The organism is Amycolatopsis panacis (assembly GCF_003600245.1).
GTDB classification, from domain to species: Bacteria; Actinomycetota; Actinomycetes; order Mycobacteriales; family Pseudonocardiaceae; genus Amycolatopsis; species Amycolatopsis sulphurea.
Genome location: NZ_QZFV01000066.1, coordinates 1 through 18,631 on the forward strand (window position 1 = coordinate 1; position 18,631 = coordinate 18,631).

Annotated in this window: 17 protein-coding genes and 1 pseudogene; 14 read left to right on the forward strand and 4 right to left on the reverse strand. The window is 72.2% G+C overall.

The window, feature by feature from the left end:
- Positions 1-402 precede the first annotated feature (402 nt).
- The 9 genes and pseudogenes from ruvC to D5S19_RS08305 all read left to right on the forward strand — a co-directional run.
- Positions 403-969 (forward strand): annotated as a pseudogene (gene ruvC, locus D5S19_RS08265) (crossover junction endodeoxyribonuclease RuvC); the annotation flags it as partial.
- A 290-nt stretch (positions 970-1,259) separates the two neighbouring features.
- Positions 1,260-1,856 (forward strand): Holliday junction branch migration protein RuvA, encoded by a 597-nt coding sequence (gene ruvA, locus D5S19_RS08270; protein ID WP_120022742.1) that lies wholly within the window; start codon positions 1,260-1,262, stop codon positions 1,854-1,856.
- Between the two features lie 3 nt (positions 1,857-1,859).
- Positions 1,860-2,942, forward strand: coding sequence for a Holliday junction branch migration DNA helicase RuvB (gene ruvB, locus D5S19_RS08275; protein ID WP_120022743.1), 1,083 nt, complete (start codon positions 1,860-1,862; stop codon positions 2,940-2,942).
- A gap of 120 nt (positions 2,943-3,062) precedes the next feature.
- Complete coding sequence (gene yajC, locus D5S19_RS08280) at positions 3,063-3,479, forward strand: preprotein translocase subunit YajC (RefSeq protein WP_120022744.1); 417 nt, start codon at positions 3,063-3,065, stop codon at positions 3,477-3,479.
- A 207-nt stretch (positions 3,480-3,686) separates the two neighbouring features.
- Positions 3,687-5,399, forward strand: a complete 1,713-nt coding sequence (gene secD, locus D5S19_RS08285) for a protein translocase subunit SecD (protein ID WP_199730396.1) — start codon at positions 3,687-3,689, stop codon at positions 5,397-5,399.
- A gap of 46 nt (positions 5,400-5,445) precedes the next feature.
- Positions 5,446-6,654: a protein translocase subunit SecF gene (gene secF / locus D5S19_RS08290; RefSeq protein WP_120022833.1), complete on the forward strand. Its 1,209-nt coding sequence runs from the start codon at positions 5,446-5,448 to the stop codon at positions 6,652-6,654.
- 4 nt (positions 6,655-6,658) lie between these two features.
- Complete coding sequence (locus D5S19_RS08295; RefSeq protein ID WP_120022745.1) at positions 6,659-7,177, forward strand: adenine phosphoribosyltransferase; 519 nt, start codon at positions 6,659-6,661, stop codon at positions 7,175-7,177.
- A 250-nt stretch (positions 7,178-7,427) separates the two neighbouring features.
- Positions 7,428-9,821 (forward strand): RelA/SpoT family protein, encoded by a 2,394-nt coding sequence (locus D5S19_RS08300; protein ID WP_407641732.1) that lies wholly within the window; start codon positions 7,428-7,430, stop codon positions 9,819-9,821.
- 31 nt (positions 9,822-9,852) lie between these two features.
- A complete protein-coding gene (locus tag D5S19_RS08305; protein ID WP_120022746.1) occupies positions 9,853-10,629 on the forward strand; it encodes an enoyl-CoA hydratase/isomerase family protein in 777 nt (258 codons plus the stop codon).
- 92 nt (positions 10,630-10,721) lie between these two features.
- Here D5S19_RS08305 and D5S19_RS08310 read toward each other — a convergent pair whose 3' ends face one another.
- Positions 10,722-11,603: a peptidylprolyl isomerase gene (locus D5S19_RS08310; RefSeq protein ID WP_120022747.1), complete on the reverse strand. Its 882-nt coding sequence runs from the start codon at positions 11,601-11,603 to the stop codon at positions 10,722-10,724.
- Between the two features lie 135 nt (positions 11,604-11,738).
- Between D5S19_RS08310 and D5S19_RS08315 the strand changes: the two genes are divergently transcribed.
- The gene (locus D5S19_RS08315) at positions 11,739-12,323 is read left to right on the forward strand and encodes an MBL fold metallo-hydrolase (protein WP_120022748.1); all 585 of its coding nucleotides are present in this window, start codon (positions 11,739-11,741) and stop codon (positions 12,321-12,323) included.
- The gene (locus D5S19_RS08320) at positions 12,320-12,973 is read left to right on the forward strand and encodes a hypothetical protein (RefSeq protein WP_120022749.1); all 654 of its coding nucleotides are present in this window, start codon (positions 12,320-12,322) and stop codon (positions 12,971-12,973) included. The genes D5S19_RS08315 and D5S19_RS08320 overlap by 4 nt, the downstream gene beginning before the upstream one ends.
- A 7-nt stretch (positions 12,974-12,980) precedes the next feature.
- Here the strand turns inward: D5S19_RS08320 and D5S19_RS08325 are convergent, their stop codons facing one another.
- The 3 genes from D5S19_RS08325 to D5S19_RS08335 all read right to left on the reverse strand — a co-directional run bounded on the left by D5S19_RS08325 (position 12,981) and on the right by D5S19_RS08335 (position 16,395).
- Positions 12,981-13,247 carry a hypothetical protein gene (locus tag D5S19_RS08325; protein WP_120022750.1) on the reverse strand — a complete coding sequence of 89 codons (267 nt, stop codon included), beginning with the start codon at positions 13,245-13,247 and terminating at the stop codon, positions 12,981-12,983.
- Between the two features lie 77 nt (positions 13,248-13,324).
- Complete coding sequence (locus D5S19_RS08330) at positions 13,325-14,725, reverse strand: YibE/F family protein (protein ID WP_199730397.1); 1,401 nt, start codon at positions 14,723-14,725, stop codon at positions 13,325-13,327.
- Positions 14,726-15,417: 692 nt separating this feature from the next.
- The gene (locus tag D5S19_RS08335; RefSeq protein ID WP_120022751.1) at positions 15,418-16,395 is read right to left on the reverse strand and encodes a GlxA family transcriptional regulator; all 978 of its coding nucleotides are present in this window, start codon (positions 16,393-16,395) and stop codon (positions 15,418-15,420) included.
- A gap of 99 nt (positions 16,396-16,494) precedes the next feature.
- Between D5S19_RS08335 and D5S19_RS08340 the strand changes: the two genes are divergently transcribed.
- From D5S19_RS08340 to D5S19_RS08350, 3 genes are all read left to right on the forward strand, one after another.
- The gene (locus D5S19_RS08340; protein ID WP_120022837.1) at positions 16,495-17,193 is read left to right on the forward strand and encodes a DJ-1/PfpI family protein; all 699 of its coding nucleotides are present in this window, start codon (positions 16,495-16,497) and stop codon (positions 17,191-17,193) included.
- 641 nt (positions 17,194-17,834) lie between these two features.
- Positions 17,835-18,188 (forward strand): STAS domain-containing protein, encoded by a 354-nt coding sequence (locus tag D5S19_RS08345; RefSeq protein WP_120022838.1) that lies wholly within the window; start codon positions 17,835-17,837, stop codon positions 18,186-18,188.
- 83 nt (positions 18,189-18,271) lie between these two features.
- Entirely contained in the window at positions 18,272-18,631 is a 360-nt protein-coding gene (locus D5S19_RS08350; protein ID WP_120022752.1) for an SPW repeat domain-containing protein, read from the forward strand.

An 18,631-nucleotide genomic window follows, 5' to 3' on the forward strand; every position in this document is an offset into this window, starting at 1 on the left:
GCAACCGGCTGCCCCGGCACGAACACCTCCATCACGAACCGCTCCAGCTCACCATTCAAAGCCCGCACCACAGCAAGATCCACACCAGAATCACACCACAAGATCAACAACTCCTGACAAAGCCCTATCAGAGTCCGTGAAGGGTCCCTTCACAGACCCGAAACCGGTCCGGCGCACGCCACGAGGTGGTCGCACACACCTCCGCATCGCCCACTGCCGGGCCCCCGACCAACTTTGCCGGGACCCTGGACTCTGGGGCTGTGAAGGTGGCCTTCACAGCCTCTTCGGGAGTCGCGCCGGGATCGTCCGGACCGGCGGGGCGGGCGTGTCCGTCGGCGGTGGCGCGGGGGCGACCGCTAGCCTGCATGTCGAACGGATGTTCGCGCGGGTGAAGGAGAACGGGTGCGGGTGCTCGGGGTCGACCCCGGACTGACCAGGTGCGGCCTGGGGATCGTCGACGGCGGCAAGGGCCGGTCCGTGCGCCCGGTCGCGGTCGGGGTGGTGCGCACGCCCGCCGGTACCGACCTCGCGCAGCGGCTGCTCGGCGTCGCCGACGAGGTGGAGCGCTGGCTCGACCGGTACCGCCCGGCGGCGGTCGCGGTGGAGCGGGTGTTCGCCCAGCACAACGTGCGCACCGCGATGGGCACCGCGCAGGCGGGCGGGGTGGTCGCGCTGGCCGCCGCCCGGCGCGGGCTGCCGGTGGTGTTCCACACCCCGAGCGAGGTCAAGGCCGCGGTCACGGGGTCCGGGCGGGCGGACAAGGCCCAGGTCACCGCGATGGTGATGCGCCTGCTCGGACTCGAGGTCAAACCCCAGCCGGCGGACGCGGCGGACGCGCTCGCGCTGGCCATCTGCCACCTCTGGCGCGAACCGATGCGGGTCCGGCTGGCCGAAGCCGAGCAACGCGCGGCCGAACTGGCCCGCGGGCACAAGGCCCGGCTGGCCGCGGCGGCCAAACAGGCCGGAGCGGCGAAGCCGCCGAACGGGTCCCTCAAGCACCGGGCCGGAACTTCCCCGCCGCAGGCCGGATCGCCTCGGGAGATCGGGTCGCCGCCCCAGCAGGCCGGCGCCTCGATCGATCAGATCGAGCCACCGCGGAAGAAGTCTCGGCCTCCGGCCCGGTACCCGGGTGCCCCGAAGCGCCAGGCCGTGCGTCCAGCGCAGCCTGAGCCTCCGGACCGGCAGCCTGATACCTCGAAGCACCAGCCCGACCCCCAGGCCGACCCCCCGAAGACGCAGGACGAAACAGGAGCACCACGATGATCTCCTCGGTACGCGGCGAAGTGCTGTCCGTCGGGCTCGACCACGTGGTGGTCGAGGTCGGCGGGGTCGGCCTCGCCGTGCAGGCCACCCCGGCGACGCTGGCCACGCTGCGCCGCGGCGAGCAGACGCGGCTGCACACCGCGCTCATCGTGCGGGAAGACTCGTTGACCCTCTTCGGGTTCGCGGAGCAGGATGCGCGGGAGCTGTTCGGCCTGCTGCAGACCGTCTCCGGGATCGGGCCGCGGCTCGCGCTGGCCACGCTCGCCGTGCTGGAACCGGACAAGCTGCGGGCGGCGTTGGTGGAAGGGAACATCACCGTGCTCACGCAGGTGCCCGGCATCGGCCGCAAGGGCGCCGAACGGCTCAGCCTGGAACTGCGCGACAAGGTCACCGCGCTCGGCGGGACGGGGGACGTCCCGGCTGTCGCGGCGCCGGGGGCGTTGCGTGGCGAGGTGGTGGAGGCGTTGTCCGGCCTCGGCTTCCCGGCCAAGCAGGCGGAACAGGCCGTCGACCGGGTCCTCGGCGAAGGGGAGGGGCACACCACCTCCTCGGTGCTGCGTGCCGCGCTCGCCGTGCTCGGCCGCAAGCAGTAGCCGATGGACCCCGAGGTGACCGAGTTCGAAACCGGCGGGTACGAGACGGCCGACGAGACGCTGTCCGCGCTCGCCCAGACCGGCGAGGGCGATCTCGAGACCACGCTGCGCCCGCGCCGCCTGGACGAGTTCGTCGGCCAGCCCCGCGTGCGCGAGCAGCTGGAGCTGGTGCTGGAGAGCGCCCGGCGGCGCGGGGTGCCGCCGGACCACGTGCTGCTGTCCGGCCCGCCTGGACTGGGCAAGACGAGCATGGCGATGATCGTGGCCGCGGAACTCGGCGCGGCCATCCGGATCACCTCGGGGCCGGCCCTGGAACGGGCCGGCGACCTGGCCGCGATGCTGTCCAACCTGGCCGCGGGCGACGTGCTGTTCATCGACGAGATCCACCGGATCGCCCGGCCCGCCGAGGAGATGCTCTACCTCGCGATGGAGGACTTCCGTGTCGACGTCGTGGTCGGCAAGGGCCCGGGCGCGACCAGCATCCCGCTGGAGATCGCGCCGTTCACGCTGGTCGGGGCCACCACCCGGTCCGGCTCGCTGACCGGGCCGCTGCGCGACCGGTTCGGGTTCACCGGCCAGATGGAGTTCTATTCCGACGCCGAGCTGGAGCTGGTGGTCCGGCGGGCGGCGACCATCCTCGGCATCGCGATCGACCGCGACGGCTGCGCGGAGATCGCCGGCCGCTCGCGGGGCACCCCGCGGATCGCGAACCGGCTGCTGCGCCGCGTCCGCGACTACGCCGAGGTACGCGCGGACGGCTCCGTCACCCGCGAGGTGGCGCAGGCCGCACTGAAGGTCTACGACGTGGACGAGCTGGGGCTCGACCGGCTGGACCGGGCCGTGCTCGGCGCGCTGACCCGCTCGTTCGGCGGGGGACCGGTGGGCATTTCCACACTCGCGGTGGCCGTCGGTGAGGAGGCGACCACGGTGGAGGAAGTGTGCGAACCGTACCTGGTACGCGCGGGTATGCTCGCCCGCACGCCGCGGGGCCGGGTGGCGACCCCGGCCGCGTGGGCGCATCTCGGCCTGGTGCCGCCGGCCGGGCGGCCGGATCAGGGCGGCCCGACGCTGTTCGACCAGGGCTGATGAGGTGCGAACCGACGGTGGGTGCTGGCGTTCTCGCGAGCACCTGGCACACTCGAACCCAGCACATCCGTCAAAACCGGGCGCGGCCCTCGGCCGGCGGCGTCCGTCGAATGGAGAGTCATGAATAGTTTACTGCTGCCGTTGCTGCTGCTGCTCGTGGTGGCCGTGCCGCTCATCATGGGTACCCGCAAGCAGAAGAAGCAGCAGGCCGCCCAGCAGGAGCTGCAGAACACCCTCGCTCCCGGCGACCGGGTGATGACCACCTCGGGCCTCTACGCCACGGTCGCGGACTCGACCGGGGACACCACGATCGATCTCGAGATCGCCCCCGGTGTGGTGACCACCTGGCTGCGGCAGGCGGTGCGCGAGAAGGTCGAGCCGGCCGTCGAGACCGACGAGACCGAGGAGAGCACCGGGGCGGCCGTCGCGGAGATCTCGTCGACCCCTTCGGAGGCCCCCGCGCAGGAGACCATCACCGTGGAGGCCGAGCAGTCGGGCGCACAGGTGGCGCCGCCGCTGGAGCACGAGAAGAAGTGACCTCCCGCTCAGCGGGGCACTGAGCCGCCCGCGGCCGGCCGCGTCGCAGGGCGAACGCCGGGCTCACGCAGCACCGAGTAGGGTCTCGGTGCTGCGTGCGTGTCCGTCGTCACGGTCATGCCCGCCGCGTCCGGGAGGACATCGCTTCCCGGCTCGCCGACCGCACCTGTCGGGGGTTCACCCCCAGTCCGAGGAGACCGAAGTACCGTGGCACCATCGGCCGGGCATCTCCGCCCGGGACGCTATCTCGCCTTCTTCGCCCTGATCGTGGTCGCGCTGTACGCCCTGGTGTTCTTCACCGGCGACGGCAAGCCCACCCCGAAGCTCGGCATCGACCTGCAGGGCGGTACCCGGGTCACGCTCACCGCGCGCACCCCGGACGGCGGCCAGCCCAGCCGTGACCAGCTCAACCAGGCTCGGCAGATCATCGAGACCCGGGTCAACGGCATCGGCGTGGGCGGCACGAACGTGGTGCTCGACGGCAGCAACGTCGTCATCACGGTGCCGGGTGAGCAGGGCGACGAGGCGAAGAACCTCGGCCGGACCGCGAAGCTGGGCTTCCGCCAGGTGATCACCTCGGTGCCCAACGCCCCGGCGGCGCCCCAGCAGGGCCAGCCGGGCGCGCCGGGCAAGCCGGGTAGCTCGACCGCGCCGAGCAGCAGCCCGGCCAAGCCGGGCGGTGGTGGCGCCGCGGGCGCCCCGGCGCAGCAGCCCCCGGGCAGTACGCCCTCGGCACCGCCGTCCTCCTCGGCGGCGGGCACGGGCGGGCCGACCCCGGTCGAGCAGGCCAGGAAGCTCCGGCAGAACCCCGACCTGACCTCCACCGACCAGGCCAAGGCCCAGGCCGCCCAGCAGGCTGCGCTGTCCGCGCTGGTCTGCGCGCCGAACGAGCCCGACCCGCTGGAGGGCAACGACCTGCCGAACCAGCCGCTGGTCGCCTGCGGGGACAAGGACGCGACCAAGTACGTGCTCGGCCCGGAGTTCCTGCCCGGCACGGAGATCTCCGACGCCAACTCGGGCTACGACCAGACCAAGGGCCAGTGGATGGTCGACCTGAACTTCAAGGCCGGCGGCAGCAAGACCTGGGGTGACTTCACCTCCGCGAACGTCGGCAAGCAGGCCGCGTTCGTGCTGGACACCGACGTGGTGTCGGCGCCGACCATCCAGGGCGCGATCCTCGGCGGCCAGACCCAGATCACCGGCCAGTTCAACCAGTCCGACGCGAAGAACCTGGCGGACATCCTCAAGTACGGTTCGCTGCCGCTGTCGTTCGACTCCTCCGACGCCACCACGGTGTCCGCGACGCTGGGCCTGGCCTCGTTGCAGGCCGGGCTGATCGCCGGCGCGATCGGCCTGTTCGTGGTGTTCGTCTACTGCCTGTTCTACTACCGGCTGCTGGGCATCCTGACGATCCTGTCGCTGGGCATGGCCGGACTGCTGGTGTACGCGACGCTGGTGCTGCTGGGCCGGTGGATCGGCTACACGCTGGACCTGGCCGGGGTGGCCGGCCTGATCATCGCGATCGGCATCACCGCGGACTCGTTCGTGATCTACTTCGAACGGCTCAAGGACGAGATCCGGGAGGGCCGCACCTTCCGCTCCGCGGTCCCGCGCGGCTGGACCCGGGCCCGGCGCACGATCCTGGCCTCGGACGCGGTCAGCTTCCTCGCCGCGGCGATCCTCTACCTGATCGCGGTCGGCGACGTGCAGGGCTTCGCGTTCACCCTCGGCATGTCCACGGTGCTCGACCTGGTGGTGGTCTACCTGGTCACGCATCCGCTGGTGGCGCTCGTGTCCACCTCGAAATCCCCGTTCCTGTCGAACCCGCGGCACCTCGGTCTCGGTTCCGTGCAGCGGCTGAGCGCGCAGCGCAAGGCCACGCGCCGGCCGGCCGGCCGCACGAACCCGAAGGAGGCCTGACGTGGCTACCGAAGACCCCACCCCGGACGCCGGTACCCCGGCAGGCGTGCCCGGCGCGCAGGACGCCCCCGCCTCCGCCCCGGCGGGCGCGGAGGAGAAGAAGGAGACCTTCTTCCACCGGCTCTACGTCGGCACCGGCGCGCTGGACATCATCGGCGCCCGCAAGCGCTGGTACCTGTTCTTCGTCCTGCTGCTGCTGGCCTGCATCGGCTCGATGGTCTTCCGCGGCTTCCAGCTCGGCATCGAGTTCGAGGGCGGCACGCAGCTGCAGCTGCCCGCGCACGGCGCGCACGGCGAGATCACCAAATCGCAGGTCATCGAGTCGTTCCAGAAGGCGCTCGGCGAGCAGCCCGCGGAGACCCAGCAGGTCGGCGCGGGCTCGGCCTCGACCTTCCAGCTGCGCACCGAGACCCTCGACGCCGCTTCGGTGGCGAAGGTCAAGCAGCAGCTGTTCACCGACCTCGCGCCGGAGGGCAGCAACGGCCAGCCGAGCGTGGCGGCGATCAGCGACAGCGCGGTGAGCGCGTCCTGGGGCGGGGAGATCTCCCGGCAGGCCCTGATCGCGCTCAGCGTGTTCCTGGTCGCCGTGGTGATCTTCCTGGCGATCTACTTCGACACGCGGATGGCGCTGGCGGCGCTGATCTCGCTGCTGCACGACATCGTGGTCACCGCGGGTGTGTACTCGCTGGTCGGCTTCGAGGTCACCCCGGCCACGGTGATCGGCCTGCTGACCATTCTCGGGTTCTCGCTCTACGACACGGTGGTGGTGTTCGACAAGGTCCGGGAGAACAGCCGTGGGCTGCTCGGGCTCAGCCGTCGCACCTACGCCGAGGCGGCGAACCTGGCGCTGAACCAGACGCTGATGCGCTCGTTCAACACCGCGTTCATCGCGCTGCTGCCGATTCTCGGGCTGCTCATCGTCGGGTACATCCTGCTCGGCTCGGGCACCCTGCAGGACCTGGCGCTGGTGCAGCTGACCGGGACGCTGGTCGGCGTGCTGTCCTCGGTCGCGCTGGCCACTCCGTTGCTGGTGGACTTCAAGATGCGCGATCCGCGGTACAAGCAGCAGGCCGAACGGGTCCGGGCGCGCCGGGCGAAGGCAGCCTCCCGCGAGGGCGCGGACTTCGACGCGGGCGACGACGACCAGCTGGCCACGGAGCTGCGCAAGGAGAAGGCGTACGCGGCGGCGGCCGGGGTTCCCGCGCGCATCCCGAAGGCGAAGCCGCGTTCGTCCGCGCCCCGGAAGAAGCGCTGAGCGGATGCGGCTGGAGGCGGCCCTCGACCTGATCGCCGAGGTGCCGGACTTCCCCGAGCCGGGGGTGCTGTTCCGCGACCTGAGCCCGCTGTTCGCCGACGGTGCCGGGTTCGCCGCGGTGACCGACGGCCTCGCCGCCACGCTGGCGCCGGAGGCCGAGCTGGTCGCCGGGGTCGAGGCCCGGGGATTCCTGCTCGCCGCAGCGGTGGGTTACTTGCGGGGTCTCGGCGTGGTGCTCGTGCGCAAGCCGGGCAAGCTGCCCGCGGTGGCCGGGCGGGTGGACTACGCCCTGGAGTACGGCACTGCGAGCGTCGAGCTGCCGGCCGGGGTGGTTCGGGCCGGGCAGCGGATCGCGGTGCTCGACGACGTGCTCGCCACCGGTGGCACGGCCGTGGCCGCCGGCAAGCTGCTGGAGGACGCCGGGGCCACGGTGACCGGCGTGTCGGTCGTGCTGGAACTCGCCGCGCTGGGCGGCCGGGCTGCACTCGGCGGCCGTTCCGTGCACGCGCTGCGGTCAGTCTGACCTGCAAGGGCTGTGAAGGGACCCTTCACAGACTCTGCGTCCGTGAAGGGTCCCTTCACAGCTTCGGGGTGAGTGGCCCGGCTCACCCGGGAACGGGGCGTCGCCGGGGGGCGGCGGGGGCGCAGCGGTTACGCTGGAGGTTCAGAAGCCGCACGAGCAGCAGGAGGTGCGGGTGAGCCAGGAGCTCGACGCCGATGTGCCCGCCAAGGGCTCGGTCTCCGGGAAGAGCCCAGTCTCCGGGAAGAACTCCGTGTCCGGGCAGAATCCGGGCTCCCCGAAGAGCGCGGCCCCCGGGAAGAACCAGGGCACGGGCTCGGCGGCCGGGAAGGACGCCGGTCCCGGGAAGGGCTCCGGCGCGCAGCCGCCGCGGGGCAACGGCGCGGCGCCCATTCCCTCGGCGACCCGCCGGGTGCGCGCGCGGCTGGCCCGGCGCATCACCGCGCAGCGCGCGGCCCCGGTCAAGCAGGTGCTCGAACCGCTCGCGGTCAGCCACCGGGAGCTGCATCCCAACGCGGATCTCGGGCTGCTGCAACGGGCCTACGACGTGGCCGAGGAGCTGCACCGTGAGCAGCGGCGCAAGTCCGGCGACCCGTACATCACGCATCCGCTCGCGGTGGCCACGATCCTCGCCGAACTCGGCATGGACACCACCACGCTGGTCGCGGCGCTGCTGCACGACACGGTGGAGGACACCGGGTACTCGCTGGAGCAGCTGAAGGCCGATTTCGGCGACAAGGTCGGCGAGCTGGTCGACGGGGTCACCAAGCTGGACAAGATGAAGCTCGGCACCTCGGCGGAGGCGGAGACCATCCGCAAGATGGTGATCGCGATGGCGAAGGACCCCCGGGTGCTCGTCATCAAGCTGGCCGACCGGCTGCACAACATGCGCACCATGCGGTTCCTGCCGCCGGAGAAGCAGGCCCGCAAGGCCCGCGAGACGCTGGAGGTGCTCGCCCCGCTCGCGCACCGGCTCGGCATGGCGACGGTGAAGTGGGAGCTGGAGGACCTCGCGTTCGCCATCCTGCAGCCGAAGAAGTACGACGAGATCGTCCGGCTGGTCGCCGACCGCGCGCCGTCTCGGGACACCTACCTGCGCAAGGTGATCGCGGATCTGACCGCGAACCTGGTGTCCTCACGGGTCACCGCAAAGGTCGAGGGGCGGCCCAAGCACTACTACTCGATCCACCAGAAGATGATCGTCCGCGGCCGCGATCTCGACGACATCCACGATCTGGTGGGCGTGCGGATCCTGGTCGAGGACGTGCGGGACTGCTACGCCGCGATGGGTGTGGTGCACGCGCTGTGGCAGCCGGTGCCCGGCCGGTTCAAGGACTACATCGCGCAGCCGCGGTTCGGCGTGTACCAGTCCTTGCACACCACCGTGATCGGCCCGGACGGCAAACCGCTGGAAGTGCAGATCCGCACCTACGAGATGCACCGCACCGCGGAGTACGGCATCGCCGCGCACTGGCGGTACAAGGAGACCAAGGGTACGCACGCCACCAACGGCGGCGGCATGGAGCTGGACGAGATCGCCTGGATGCGCCAGCTGCTCGACTGGCAGCGGGAGGCGGCCGATCCGGGTGATTTCCTGGAGTCGCTGCGCTACGAACTCGGCGCGCGGGAGATCTTCGTGTTCACGCCCAAGGGTGACGTGATCACGCTGCCCGCCGAGTCCACCCCGGTGGACTTCGCCTACGCGGTGCACACCGAGGTCGGGCACCGCTGCATCGGCGCCCGGGTGAACGGGCGGCTCGTCGCGCTGGAGCGCAAGCTCGAAAACGGCGAGGTCGTGGAGATCTTCACGTCCAAGGCGGACAACGCCGGGCCGAGCCGGGACTGGCTGCAGTTCGCCGGGTCGCCGAAGGCGCGGGCGAAGGTCCGCCAGTGGTTCGCCAAGGAACGCCGCGACGAGGCGATCGACGCCGGCAAGGAGGCGATCACCAAGGAGATCCGCAAGGTCGGCCTGCCGATCCAGCGGCTGGTGTCGGCGGAGTCGATGGGCTCGGTGGCCAAGGAGCTGCGCCACGGCGACATCTCCTCGCTGTACGCGGCCGTCGGCGAGGGGCACACCAGCGCCAAGCACGTCGTGCAGCGGCTGGTCGCGCTGCTCGGCGGGGTGGACGAGGCGGAGGAGGAGCTGGCCGAGCGGGCCACGCCGTCCACCGTCACGCGCCGCCGCGGCTCCAATGACGTGGGCGTGATCGTCAAGGGCGCGGGGGACATCTGGGCGAAGCTGGCGCGCTGCTGCACCCCGGTGCCGGGCGACGAGATCCTCGGGTTCGTCACCCGCGGCGGCGGGGTGAGCGTGCACCGCACCGACTGCACCAACGCCGGCGATCTGCGCGCCCAGCCCGAGCGGCTGGTCGAGGTGGAGTGGGCGCCGTCCTCGTCCTCGGTGTTCCTGGTCGCGATCCAGGTCGAGGCGCTGGACCGGCACCGGCTGCTCTCGGACGTGACGAAGGTGCTCGCGGACGAGAAGGTCAACATCCTCTCCGCCTCGGTCACCACCTCGCGCGACCGGGTCGCGGTGAGCCGGTTCTCCTTCGAGATGGGCGATCCGAAGCACCTCGGGCACGTGCTGAAGGTGGTGCGCGGGGTGGAGGGCGTCTACGACGTGTACCGGGTCACTTCCGCGTCCTGACCGGGGCCCGGTTCCGGCTAGGGTGCTGGCCATGACCGACGGTTTCTCCTTCACCTCCGACGGCGCGATCGGCAGGCTCACCTTCTGCAGGCCGGCGAAGATGAACGCCATCACGCACGAGATCTGGTCGGCGATCCCGGACGTCGTCGCGCGGGTCGAGGCGGATCCGGGGCTGAAGGTGCTCCTGCTGACCGGCGAGGGGCCGCACTTCTCCGCCGGTGCGGACATCGGCGAGTTCCGCACGCTGCGCGCCACCGCCGAGGCCGTCACGACCTACGACCAGGCCGTCGACGCCGCGGTGGCCGCGCTGACCGGTATGCGGAAGCCGTCCGTGGCGATGATCCAGGGCAACTGCATCGGCGGCGGCTGCCAGCTCTCGGTGGCCTGCGATTTCCGCTTCGCCGCCGGCGACGCCCGGTTCGGCATCACCCCGGCGCGGCTGGGCATCGTCTACCACTTCGCCTCCACCCGGCTGCTGGTCTCGCTGGTCGGCCCGGCGCACGCGAAATACCTGCTGCTGTCCGGAGAACTGGTGGGCGCCTCGCGCGCCCGCGAGATCGGCCTCGTGCACGAGGTGGTCCCGGCCGCCGAACTCGAAGCCGCCACCGCGCGGTTCATCGGCACGCTCTGCGCGCGTTCGCAGGGCTCGGTGCGCGGGATGAACCGGATCATCGAGAAGATCGTGGCCGGCCAGACGGAACCGGACCAGGAGACCGAGGACCTCCGGCTGTCGGTCCTGCACGGCGCGGACTACGCGGAGGGCGTGGACGCGTTCCTGACCCGCCGCACGCCGGAGTTCACCGACTGACCCCGCGCTGCCGGACCCTGAAAGCTGTGAAGGGACCCTTCACGGACTCAGAGTCCGTGAAGGGACCCTTCACAGCTTGTGGTCGGGAGTGGTCAGGAGACGGTGACCGAGGTGAACTTGACGGGTTCCTTCGGCTCGCCGGTGACGCCGTCCTGGCCGACCGAGCCGAGGCCGGCCTTCGCGATCTTGTCCAGCACCTGCAGCCCGGAGTCGGCGATGCTGCCGAAGACGGTGTACTGCGGCTGCAGCTGCGCGTTGCCGTAGAGCATGAAGAACTGGCTGCCGCCGCTGTTCGGCTGGCCGGTGTTGGCCATCGCGAGCAGGCCGCGGCCGTACTTCGTGGTGTCGACGACCTCGTCCGGCACCGTGTAGCCGGGGCCGCCGCGGCCGTCCTGGCTGACGTCGCCCTTCGCGGTGGGGTCGCCGCACTGCAGCATCTGCAGCTGGTCGTCCACGCCGAGGCGGTGGCAGATCGTGTCGGTGTAGAAGCCGGCCTTGGCCAGGCTCACGAAGCTCTGCACGGTGCACGGCGCGAGCGCGCGGTCCAGGGTCATCGGGATGTCGCCCTGGGTGGTCTTCATGGTGACCGTGACGGTGCCGCTGGAGGACACGTTCTTGCCGTCGGGCACCGGCGGCTTCTTCGCCGGCGCCTGGCCGGTCTTGTCCTCCGGGTAGGCGCACGTCGCCGGGTTCGGCAGCGCCTTGGGGCGGGTCGGCATCGCGGCCCGCTCGGACGGGATGTTCTTGACCGTCGGCATCGGCGGGTTCGAACTCGACGGCGGGGTGGCGGCGGCCTGGTCGCCGTTGCCCCCGCTGTTCACGATCCACACGACCAGACCGGCGACGATGAGCACCACACCGCCGACCACTCCAGCGCCCACGATCTTGCGCCGCTTCGCTCGCTCGGCCCGGCGCACGAGCTGCCGCTCGAGTTTGCGCTTCGCAGCCTCGCGGCGCTGCTGGTTGGTCGCCACCCGCCCTCCAGTTTCCGCTCGGAGTCACACGTCTGAGGTAGCGGCAGTGTATTGCCACGGCCTGTGAGGACTCTGTACAGGGGCGGCTAGTCTCTTCGTGATCGTGATCGGGACGACTTCGCCGGAGGATATTTCGTGCTCGTCGCCGGATTCTCCGCGGGCCCGCTGCAGTCGAACTGTTATCTGCTGGCGCGCGTGTCGGGAGGCCCGTGCGTCGTGGTGGATCCGGGGGAGGGCGCGGCCGAGCCGCTTGCGGCCGCGCTGGCCGAGCACGGCCTGACGCACGCCGCGCTGCTGGCCACGCACGGGCATCCGGACCACATCGGCGGGGCCATGGCCGCGTCGGAGCGATACGGCGTGCGGCTGCGGCTGCACCCGGCGGACGCGGACGGCTACGAGGGGCCGTGGGAACCGCTCGCCGAGGGACCGTTGACTGTCGCGGGCCTGACCGTCGGGGTGCTTCCGTTGCCGGGGCACACGCCCGGGTCGGTGGCCTTCACCGTCGAAACGGACGAAGGTGGCAGGCTGGTGCTCACGGGGGACACGCTGTTCGCCGGGTCGATCGGGCGTACCCGCGGCTCCGGCGCCGACCTGGAGAAATCGTTGCGTACCTTGCTCACCTTGGCCGACGACACCGTCGTGCTGCCCGGCCACGGCCCGGCCACCACACTCGGGCGGGAACGCGCCGGCAACCCGCACCTGCCCGGCGCGGCGCGGTGAGCGGCGGGAACGGCGCGCCGTCGCCGGAGCGCACGCCGTTGTTCGAGCAGGACCCGAAGGGGCGCCGCCGCCGGCTGTGGTCGGGGATCGTCGGCGTGCTGATCGTGGCGGCCGCGTTCGGCGGGATCGCCGGGCTGATCGGCGGCCGGGTGCCCGGACTGGTGACCGCGGGGGTGATCGGGCTGCCGCTGGTGTACGTGGTGCTGTTCGCCTTCCGCCGGCGGATCTGGCTGGAGGGTACCGAACTGGTGGTCCGGACCTGGGGCGTGCGGCGGGTGGACCTGATGGCCGCGCCGCGGGTGGAGGTGGTGGTCACCGACGTTCGCGGCACCCGCACGGTGGGCCTGCTGGTGCACGCCGGTCACCGCCGCCGCTCGGTGAAGCTGGACGTGGCCGCGTTCGCCGGCACCGGCGGACGGGAACTCGGCCCGCTGGTGCTGCGCCGGCTCGCGGACGCGCTGCTGAACAACACCGAGGCCAACGGGCTGGTCTTCTCCGAGTTGCTGGTGGCCGAACTCCGTGCGGAAGCCCGGGGTGACGCGGTCGCGGAACGCCCGCTGTACCGGTTCGCCTCGGCCGCTCCGTCCGGCCGTTACCTGCAGCGCTTCCCGATGGAGGCCGTGAGCCGGTTCGTGGCCACGCTGGACTGACCCGGCCTCAGGACCGGGCCGTCTCGGTGCGGTGCCGTGCCTGTTGTTCGAGGCCGTCCACCCGGGCGCGGATGCGGTCGAGCTGGTCGGACAGCTCCGGCAGCTCCTCGGCGACGTAGGTGAGCAGCCGTTCCAGCTGACGGAGCGTGGCGCGGACGTCGTCGAGGGCGGTGGCGATGCGCGGCACCGATTCGGCGGCCTCCAGCGCCGCGGCGAAGAGACGGCGGACGAGGTGCACGGTGACCCGGGGCCCGGCCAGGACGGCTGTGAACACGGTCCCTCCTCGAGTGCGGCGTCGGGCACTTCGTACCGCACCTGCCGACGACGGGCGAGACCGGGGCGGAGCCGGTGTTACTGCTGTGGCGCGGCGCGTTTGGTGGTGCTGATGAGGTGGTCCACCGGCTCGCGGGAGGCGATCAGCGCGGCCAGCACGGTGGTCACCGGGACCGCCGCGACGATGCCCACCGAACCGGCCAGCGTCCGGATGATCTCCGAGGCGATGTCCTCGCTGGTGAGCAGCGAACCCAGCCCGACGCCGGAAATCGCGGAGTACAGCATCACCGGCAGCGCGGCGCCGGCGTAGGCCATCACGAGCGTGTTGACCGCCGAACCCACGTGGTCACGGCCGATGCGCAGGCCCGCGCCGTACAGCTCGCGCCAGCCGAGCGACGGGTTGGCGCGGCGCAGTTCCCACACCGCGCTCGTCTGCGTGATCGTCACGTCGTCGAGCACGCCCAGCGCGCCGATCACGATCCCGGCGAGCAGGAGACCGCGGGCGTCGATGCCGTGGCCGAGCGAGCCGATCAGGGTGGTCGTGGCGTCGTCGAGGCCGGTGAGTGAGGCGGCGGCGGAGAAGATCGCCGACAGCACGCCGATCAGGGCCAGGCTGACCAGCGTGCCGAGTACCGCCACGGAGGTTCTCGCGGACAGCCCGTGCGTCAGGTACAGCGCCAGGAACATGATCGCGCCCGCTCCCGCGATCGCGACCAGCAGCGGGCTTTCCCCGGCGAGGATCGCGGGCAGCACGAACAGCACGATCACCACGAAGCTCAGCCCCAGCGCGACCAGCGCGGCCAGGCCCTGCCAGCGGCCCAGCACGAGCACCGCCACCGCGAAGAGCGCGGCCAGCAGCACCAGCGGTGTGCTCCGCTGGAAGTCGACCAGCTGGAACGACTGGGGATCCAGCGCGTTGCCGCCGTTGTAGGCGAGCACCACGTCGTCGCCCGCGGAGAACCGCGGCGTGCTCGGCTCGATCGGCACGGTCAGCTGCAGGGACTTGCCCGGCGCCGGACCGTTGGTCATCCGCAGCTGCACGGTCAGGCAGGGCTTGTCGCCCGGCGCGGGCTGCGAGCCGACCTGCACTTGCCCCGGTTGCAGGCACGGCCCGGAGGCGGCGGTGACGATGTTCGCCGCCACCGGCGTGCCCTGCGTGACGGTGCTCGACGGCAGCGCTTTTCCCCAGGGATAGAGCACGATCATCGCGACGACGGTCGCGACGGCGAGCGGGGCCAGCAACCAGGTGAGCAGGGTGCGGACCCGTTCCGAGGCGGGGGCGGCGGGGCCGTGGCCATGCCCATGTCCGTGGCCGTGTCGGTGGCCAGGGTCCGGCTCGTGGTCGTAGCCGGTCTCGTGGTCGCCGGCCTGCCGGTGGTCCGGCCCGTCGTCGTGGTCCGGTCGCGGCCGGTTCCGGGTGCCCGGCCCGGTGCGTGCCCGGCGGATCGGCGGGTGCGGACCGGTTTCCGCGGTGTCCACTTCGGACGGTCCGGCCGGGCCGCGGTCTTCGCCGGGTCGCCCTCCGGCCCGCGGACGGCCGGGAGCCGGATGCTCGCCGGTGGTCCGGCGAGGCCTGGCCGGAGGCGGGGTGTCCCGGTCTCGGCGCGCCGGGCGCCGGGGTGAATCGCCCTCCGCCGGGACACTTTCGTCGCGCGGACGGCGCGCACGGCCGGTCCCGTCCGTGGGGTGTCCGGTGCGGGTACGGCGTGGTGCGTCGGGCCGCTCGGGACGAGGGGGATGGGGCTCGTGTCGTGGTCGGCGAGGCGGCTCGGCGCCCTGCCACGCACCGGTCGGTTCGCCGCTGGGCCGCTGCCTGCGTGACTGTTCGGGGCCGGGCCAGGGTGCGGCCGGGTCACCGCCAGTCCACCCGGCATCTGAATCCGCCCCATGCCACTGCCCACTGGAGTCCACTCCGGGATGGGGATCGCCGCCGGGCCGTCGCGCCGGGACAGAGCGTTCCGGTCCGCCGGCGCGGGGACGCCGGGCTCGGCGTGGGTCGTCCGGGGGCACCGGCCGGGCGCGCGAAGGGGGCGGTGTGCCGGGGTCCCGGTGTTCGGGGCCGGGGTCGTCGTCGGGGTAGTCGCGCGGTGCCACGGCGCACATCCTGCCCTCCCGGCGGCGGGTTCACCGGTACCGGGTGGGGGAGGAGCCGGGCGGATCCGGCGTTTCGCTCACGCGTACGCGGTGCGCACGTGCACCCGCCGGTAAGCCGAGGGCGGGGTGTCGAAGTGGTCGAGGAACGCCTGTCGCAGCGTTTCGGTCGACCCGAAGCCGCAGCGCCGGGCGATGGCGGTGAGCGGGAGGTCCGTGCCGGACAGCATGCGGGCGGCGTGTTCGGCGCGCACGGTGCGGACGTATTTCCCGGGCGTGGTCCCGAGATGGGCGTCGAACAGCCGGGTGAGCTGCCGGGCGCTGATGCCCGCCTGCCGCGCGAGCACGGGCGTGCCGAGGTCCCCGGCGAGGTGCTCGGCGACGTAGGCGGTGAGGTCGCGGACCTGCCGGTGCTCCGGCGGCGGCCCGGACAGGAACATGCTCACCTGGGCCTGATTTCCCGGCCGCTGCAGGTAGGTCACCAGCGCGCGGGCGGCTTCGCGGGCGAGGGTCGGGCCGTGGTCCTCCTCGACGAAGGCGAGGGTGAGGTCGAGCCCGCTGGTCACGCCGGCCGAGGTGTAGGTGTCGCCGTGCCGCACGAAGAGCGGGACCGGGTCCACCGACACGGCCGGATACCGCGCGGCCAGCTCCGTCGCGTGGGCCCAGTGCGTGGTCGCGCGGCGCCCGCTGAGCAGCCCGGCCGCGGCGAGCACGCCGGATCCGGTGCACACCGACGCGGTCCGCCGGCTTCGCTGGGACAGCCGCCGGACGTGTTCGAGCAGCCGCTGATCCGCGGCGGCCGCCCGGTGCCCGATGCCGCCCGCGACCACGAGCGTGTCGAGTTCGCCGCGGATCTGGTCGAGCCGCGCGTGCGGGGTGAGGGTGAGTCCGGACTGGCAGGGGAACGGCTGTCCGTCCACAGTGGCCAGACGGACCCGGTACGGCCGGCCGGCGCCGAGCCGGTTGGCCACGTCGAGCACGTCCGCGACGCAGGCGATGTCCAGCAGTTCGGCGTCGGCGTACCCGATGAGCACGACCTGCCGCGGGGCACCCGGCATGGCCGGTACGGTAGCAGCCCCGCCCGTCCGGAAGACAGGGTTCGCAGGATTCCGGACATCGGCCGGGCGGCGCCCGGCGTGCGGCGGGACGGTGGGGACATGATCGAAAAGACCTTCGCCTTCGTCGTGTACCCGGGTTTCACCGTGCTGGATCTGGTCGGCCCGCTTCAGGTACTCAACCACCACGCGGCAACCGATCCGTCGGTGCGGGTCGTGGTCGTGGGCGAGACCCGGGAGGTGCTCGGCACGGACACCCCGCTGCGGGTCGCGCCGAGCCACACGTTCGCCGAGGTCCCGGATCCGGACTGGGTGCTCGTGCCCGGCGGCGCCGCGCCCACGCTGCGCGCGCTGTCCGACACCACGCTGATCGGCTACCTCCGCCGCGCCGCGGCCGGGGCCGCGCTGATGACGTCGGTGTGCACCGGTTCGCTGCTGCTCGGCGAGGCGGGCCTGCTGGAAGGACGGAAAGCCACCACGCACTGGCTGTTCCGGGATCTGCTGCGGGCCTTCGGTGCGGAGCCGGTCGCGCAGCGGTGGGTGGAGGACGGCCCGGTGATCACCGCCGCCGGCGTGTCGGCCGGCATCGACCTCGCCCTGCACCTGGTCGAACGGATCGCGGGCCCGGCCGCGGCCCGGAGCGTGCAATTCGCCATCGAGTACGACCCGCAGCCGCCGCACGGCCCGCTGGACTGGGCGGAGGCACCGCACGAGGGCCTGCGGTCACGGCGGGAGGCCGTTCTGCGTGATGGCCTGGCCGATGCTCCGCAACTGCGGGACAAGCTGCTCGCCCAGGGGTGAGCGCCGGTGCGGGTGGTGGCGTGGCCCAGGGCGCCTGTGACCGGTCCGGATCGCGTGCTGCTCCGCGGTAGGTCGACGGGCGCGGGGCGGGTTCGCAGGGTGACGGTGGAGATGCTTGGCCTCACCTGTGTGGGTAAGGCTGTTCCACCGCGGGCGTGAATGGCTTGCGGTGGAACAGCTTGCGCGGGTTCCGTGGGCGTGATCGGTGCCGTAGCCGATGGTAGATGGGGGACTTTCGGGCGCAGGGTCGCTGCGCACCGGGGTGATCGCAGCGCATGGGGTTGGCCGCGCGGTTGGGTCAGTGATGCGGCCCGCAGGCATGTATGGACAGGCTCGATGAAACATGGAGGCTCAAGCGACGCCGGTTTTTGCGGGCGCGGGCCGCATCGGCGCGAGGCGGCATTGCTTCGCTCAGTCCGAATGACCCCGGCGAAGCTGCCACAGGGGTTCGTTCGGCATGCCCTGGCTCGCGCACCACCCGAACGATCCGTTCCCGATGCTGCCGCACCACGGAACGACCCGTCGCGCACCGCCCGGACCGCACGACCCGGTACCGGTATCACGCACCGCACGCGTCCATCTCGGTGACCTGCCCTGCCGGAACCTTTGACCGGCCCCCGGGGGCGCGTACCGTCGTGTGGATGGCTTCCTGCCGCGGGGCGAACGGTCTCACTCTCCTCACCACCGTCCGTGACGGTGACGTGGTGCTGGTGACCGCCGCGGGGGAAATCGATCTGGCCTCGGTCGGGTACTTCCGCGCCGTGCTGTCCGATGCGTGCGGGGCGGGGGAGAAGCTGGTCGTCGACCTTACCCGGGTGGGTTACCTCAGTTGTGCCGGATTGCGGGCATTGGAGGAGGCTCTGCGGTCCCGTCCGGCACTCTCCGTGGTCGCGACGGGATCGCTGGTGCTGCGGGCGTTCGCGGTGTCCGGGGTCGGTGCGGCCGTCCCGGTGCGGCCGCGGTTGCGGGAGGCGTGCGCGGCGGCCGGGGCCTGAGCGCGGGGTACGGATCCCGGCGTGAACGCGGGCCGGAGCGGGTATCCCCCCAGGGAAGCCGATTTCTGCTGAGGTGATCCGAGATGTCCCATGGATCCGATACCGCGTCCGGGACCGGCGCGGTCACGGCGGCCGCGGCGGGGCTCGCCCTGCTGGCAGGGCTGTACCTGATCGCCGCGCCGTGGCTGATCCGTTTCGGCGGCTCCGCGGAGCTGGCGGTGAGCAACACCGTGGCCGGGCTGGCCGTCGTGCTCCTGGCGGCGTTGCGCCCACGGCCGTTGACCTGGGTGCTGCCGGTCCTCGGCGCGTGGGCCGCGGTCTCCCCGCTGGTCCTGCGCTACGGCGACGAAACCGCTGCGTCGTCCGCGGCTTTTCTCGGCAACCTGGCCGCCGGCGTGGTCGTGGCAGCGGCCGGGGTCGCGTTGCTGGCGCGCCGCGGCTGA